Raw genomic sequence first — 4,544 nt, forward strand, 5'->3', positions numbered from 1 at the left:
TACGGCATGACGACGATCGCCCAGCAGACGCTGCTCCAGCCGGAGTTCACCCACCGGTCGGCCACCAGGCCGGCTCCGAGCGCGACGAGCGCGTACAGCACGCTGCCGAGCAGCGACGCGAGCGAACCCATCGTCGCGCGTTCCCGGTCGGTGAACTCCCGCTGGAGCAGCGTCTGCTGGGCGATCGTCGACATGCCGTAGGCCGGTGAGCCCAGCAGCACCGGCGAGAACACCGTCGGCTTGACCAGCGCCACGACGTTCGCCACGGTGTCGAACAGCTCACCGGACAGCAGAGTGCGGGTCGCGCCCAGCCGGCCGATCACCCAGCCACTGACGCGGAAGCCGGCGAAGGCCACGGCGTGGCCGAAGGTCCGCCACAGGCCCAGCGCCCAGAGCGGCCACAGCCCGGCCACGAAAACCGGCGACAACTGCGCCGCGCTCTCGCTGCTGTAGCGAAGAGCCGACACCAGGGTCATCCGGCGGAGCACCGGATTGCGGCGGATGCCGCGCAGGGCCGACCCGAGATGCACCAGCACGGTCGACTCCAGCGGGCCGTGCACCCGCGGTTCCCGGACCCGCCAGGCGATGAGGACACACAGGACCTGCGGCACGACGGACAGCACGACCACGCCGCGCAGGGACCATGCGCCACCGACCACGCCACCCACGGCCGCCGCCAGGGCCAGCGCGAGCTGGAACATCGAGTTCACCCGGCCCGAGTGCCGGGGGAACTCGTCCTCCCGGCCGGCTTCGAGCAGCGTGTCGTAGAGCAGAGACTCGTTGTTGCCGCTCCACAGTGCGGTGGCCAAGCCCTCCAGCACAACGGCAGCCAGGAGGAGGCCGTAGCCCGGAGCGGCTGCGTACCCGACGTGGGCGGCCACCATGACAACGGCACCGGCGATCATGGTGCCGCGCCGGCCGAGGCGGTCGGAGAGCACCCCGGTCGGGACCTCGAACGCCGCCGAGGACAGCATCTTCACCGCCAGGAGGCTGGCGGCGGCGGTGTACGAGCCGGTGACCTGCGCGAAGTAGATGACCATGATGGGCCCGTACAGGCGGAAGTCGCCGCAGAAGTTGAACCAGCTCAGCAGGCGGACGTTGCGGGGGACAGGACGATCAGCGGATTGCGGACGTGCGGACACAGCGGAACTCCCGGAGAGGCGAACGGAGACGCCAGACAGCGCCACGGGCCGGTGACAGGTGTCACCTCGCCCCCGGCGACCGGGATGGGTGCTGCGTTGCTACCCGCGCGGCTCTAGCAGCCGGCGACCGCGGTCACCAAGGGGCGAACGGAAGCTCCGGACATCGTGGTGGCCATCAGTGCTCCTCTTCCTCTGGCGAACCGTCGTAACGCCGCAACTTTAGCGGCTCATTCCACTTCGGCGAGCAACCGGCGGGCCGCCGCCTCGTCGGCGGCGGCCACCAGCACGTGCACCCCCTGCAGTTGCAACTGTGGCTCCTGCCCGCCGGCGTCGTCGGCCGCCGAGGCTGCCCGGAGACCGTGGCTGCGCAGCAGGCCCACGATCAGCTCCGCCTCGGTGCGGCTGCCGACGACCGCGACGGACACAGCGGCGCGGTCCATCACGCCTCCTGACCGGCGGGCACGGCCACGGCGGCGGCCCGCGCGCGGGCGATCTGCGCGTCGAGGTCGCGCAGGGCCGGGAAGACGGCCTCGGAGAACGTCGGGAACGGCTGGATGACGTCGAGCAGCACCGGCACCGGAGTGCCCGTACGGATCGCCAGCGTCACCTGCTGGAGCCACTCGCCGGCCTCGGGCCCCAGGGCGCAGGCCCCGGTGATCCGCTCGCCGTCCGACACCAGAGTGAGGAAGCCCGGCTGGGTGTCGTAGGCGCGGGTGTAGGTCGACGTCCGGGGGACACCGCTGAGCTGGATCGTGGCGGTGAAGTCGCCCTCAGCCGCGCCGACCGCGGCCGCCTGCGGGTCGCAGAAGATCACCCGGGGCACGGCCTCGTAGTGCGCCTCGCGCGGCCCGCCGAGGATGTTCGACGCGACGACCCGGCCCTGGTACTCGCCGACGTGGGTGAGCAGCCACAGCCCGGTGACATCCCCGATGGCCCAGAGGTCCGGCCCGGCGGAGAGCCGGCTGTCGACGGCGATCCCGCGGGGGTCCGGCGTGATGCCGACCGTCTCGAGCCCGATATCGCTGACCCGCGGCCGCCGGCCGGTGGCGACGAGCAGGCGGTCACCGCGCACCTCGGAGCCGTCCGCGAACGCCAGCACGTACTCGTCGCCGTCGAGCCGGGCGGCGGTCGGCGCCTGGCCGAGCCGCAACTCGATGCCGTCGGCCCGCAGGACCTCCGCCACCTGGTCACCGAGAGCCCGCGGCTCCCGTGGCAGCAGGTGGTCGCCGCGCTGCACGAGCGTGACGGACCCGCCGAGCCGGGTGACCGCCTGCGCCATCTCGACACCGATCGCCCCGCCGCCGAGCACCAGCAGCCGCCGCGGCACCTCGGTGAGGCCGGTGACCTCCCGGTCCGTCCACACCCCGGGCAGTTCGGACAGCCCGGGCAGCGATGGGAACGCGGGATCGGAACCGGTGGCGACCACGACGTGCCGGGCGGTGTACGTCGTCCCGTCCACCTCGACCGCACCCGGCCCGGCCAGCCGGCCCCGGCCGCGGATCACCTCGATCCCGGCACCGCGCGCCCACGCCACCTGGCCGGCGTCGTCGTAGTTCGACACCATGAAGTCACGCCAGGCCAGTGCCGACTTCACGTCGACGGTCCCGGTCACGGCCTCCTTGGCGCCGGGGGCGTTACGGGCCCCCGCCAGCGCCTCCCCGGGCCGCAGCAGAGTCTTGGACGGAATGCAGCCCCAGTACGAGCACTCGCCGCCGAGCAGCTCCCGTTCGACCATGGCCACGCGCAGCCCACCCGTTGCCAGCGCCGCGGCGCAGTGCTCCCCGGGCGCGCCGGCCCCCAGCACGATCACGTCGAAGCCGGTGCTCATCGCGGCGCCCCCTCCAGCGCGGCGGTGGCGTCCCGGTACGCCTCTTCCGCGCTCCGGCCCTGCTGGCGGGCGACGACGAAGGCCGCGTACCAGTCCCACCAGTGATGTTTCGGTGCGGTCGGCTCGTACCGGCCGTGGTTGTCCTCGGCCTCACGCAGAAGCTCGGCCAGCGCTGCGACGTCCATCAGGTGCCCTCCGTGTCCGTTGCGGAACCGGCTCGCCGCCGGTCACTTCACTCTCGCCCGGCCCGGCCCGGGCTCGCGCCCGGGAAACCCACTGGTCGCCGGGCCCCCGTACTGTTGCTCAGACCCGGCCCGGCAGCCGGTCGGTGAGCTCCTGGAGCAACCAGCGGTTGCCGTCGGGGTCCTCGAACGTCGCGTAGGAGGCGTAGGAGCGGCGCTCGGGGTCCGGCCCGGCGGCGTGGGCGGCGGGGTCGGCGACAAAACCGCCACCGAGGCTGCCGCCGGCGTCGTGGAAGATCTCGCTGACCGGTGCGCCCTGGGACACGAGTTGCGCGTGGGCGACCTCGATGTCGTCGACCGCGAGCAGCAGCCCACCGTTCTGGCCCGGCTGGGCAGTGGTGACGCCGGTGCCCAGGATGATCGAGGCGGTCGACCCGGGCGGGGTCAGCTGCACGGCGTGGTAGCCGCCACCGGGATCGATGTCGGCGTCGAGCCGCCACCCCAGCCCGAGATAGAAGTCCCGGGCGCGGGCCGCGTCGGCGACCGGAAGAACGGCGACCTCGAGCCGGTACGCCACGGTGGTGCCGGCGGGGCCGGCGGCCTGCGGTTCGCCGCTGACATGGGTGCTGCTGGTCATGATGACCTCCTTGGACCGAATTGCTGACAGCCCGAAGTCTTCTTGCCCGGCACCCTGGTCGCGCCCGTGTGAGGCACTGGTATGACCCCGGGCCCCGGGCACCCGGGGTCAGCGCGTCTGGAGATCCACCTGGATGCTGTCGGAGTCGGGCACGATCCGTACCCCGGCCCGGGGGTCGGCCGCCGCCACCAGATACCACCGGTCGTTCTTGCGGGTCAGCGCCAGGAGCCCCCGGTACTCGTGCTTGAACTTGGTGTCCGCACCCGCCCCGGCGAGGTGGGTGACCCCCGCTCCGGCCAGGCCGAGGTCGTCCTCGGAGTGGATCACGACGCGGGGGATGGTGCCCGGATCTCCGGCCGCGAGCCGGGCGGAGTAGAAGCCGCAGATCTCGCCGAGCACGGACAGGATCGCTATCCCGAGGACACCGACGAGCAGCAGGCGGCCGCGCCGGCCGATCAGCGCCAGGACCGGTACGTGGGGATTGTCCCCGTGCAGCCAGACGAGGGCCATCGCGCACAGCAGCATGCCGCAGGTGCCGGTCGCCCGCAGGACCTGCGGCAGGAGACTGCCGGAAGGCGCGGTGACGCCCGTCAGCAGGACGAACAGCACCATGGCGGCGAGGACGGCGGCGGTCGCGGCCCGCGGCCGGTCGGCGTGCAGCCGCTTCACCGCCTGGAACGCGGGCACCGCCGCCGACGCGATGAGGAAGGCGATGATCGCCAGCCAGAGCAGCAGGCGGCCCTCGGACTCCCGCG

Annotated in this window: 6 protein-coding genes; all 6 read right to left on the reverse strand. The window is 72.9% G+C overall.

All coding sequences use genetic code 11. The annotated features are described in order from the left end of the window. Positions 1-1,142: MFS transporter (locus tag AB0C29_RS35015; RefSeq protein ID WP_360829589.1), on the reverse strand; the 1,142-nt coding region annotated here is incomplete at its 3' end. Between the two features lie 227 nt (positions 1,143-1,369). Beyond that, entirely contained in the window at positions 1,370-1,582 is a 213-nt protein-coding gene (locus tag AB0C29_RS35020; RefSeq protein WP_360829592.1) for a putative signal transducing protein, read from the reverse strand. After that, positions 1,582-2,970, reverse strand: coding sequence for an NAD(P)/FAD-dependent oxidoreductase (locus AB0C29_RS35025; RefSeq protein ID WP_360829595.1), 1,389 nt, complete (start codon positions 2,968-2,970; stop codon positions 1,582-1,584). Before AB0C29_RS35025 ends, AB0C29_RS35020 begins: the two co-directional genes overlap by 1 nt. Beyond that, positions 2,967-3,155: a hypothetical protein gene (locus AB0C29_RS35030; protein WP_360829598.1), complete on the reverse strand. Its 189-nt coding sequence runs from the start codon at positions 3,153-3,155 to the stop codon at positions 2,967-2,969. The genes AB0C29_RS35025 and AB0C29_RS35030 overlap by 4 nt, the downstream gene beginning before the upstream one ends. A gap of 118 nt (positions 3,156-3,273) precedes the next feature. Next, complete coding sequence (locus AB0C29_RS35035; RefSeq protein WP_360829601.1) at positions 3,274-3,789, reverse strand: VOC family protein; 516 nt, start codon at positions 3,787-3,789, stop codon at positions 3,274-3,276. Positions 3,790-3,897: 108 nt separating this feature from the next. Beyond that, a partial coding sequence (locus tag AB0C29_RS35040) for a hypothetical protein (RefSeq protein WP_360829604.1) occupies positions 3,898-4,544 on the reverse strand: 647 nt, incomplete at its 5' end.

The organism is Actinoplanes sp. NPDC048791, from assembly GCF_040650095.1.
Classification (GTDB): Bacteria; Actinomycetota; Actinomycetes; order Mycobacteriales; family Micromonosporaceae; genus Actinoplanes.

Bases quoted from the DNA above. Each gene is read 5' to 3' on its own strand.
- AB0C29_RS35020 (WP_360829592.1), bottom strand. From the start codon at position 1,582: ATGGACCGCGCCGCTGTGTCCGTCGCGGTCGTCGGCAGCCGCACCGAG.
- AB0C29_RS35025 (WP_360829595.1), bottom strand. From the start codon at position 2,970: ATGAGCACCGGCTTCGACGTGATCGTGCTGGGGGCCGGCGCGCCCGGG.
- AB0C29_RS35030 (WP_360829598.1), bottom strand. From the start codon at position 3,155: ATGGACGTCGCAGCGCTGGCCGAGCTTCTGCGTGAGGCCGAGGACAAC.
- AB0C29_RS35035 (WP_360829601.1), bottom strand. From the start codon at position 3,789: ATGACCAGCAGCACCCATGTCAGCGGCGAACCGCAGGCCGCCGGCCCC.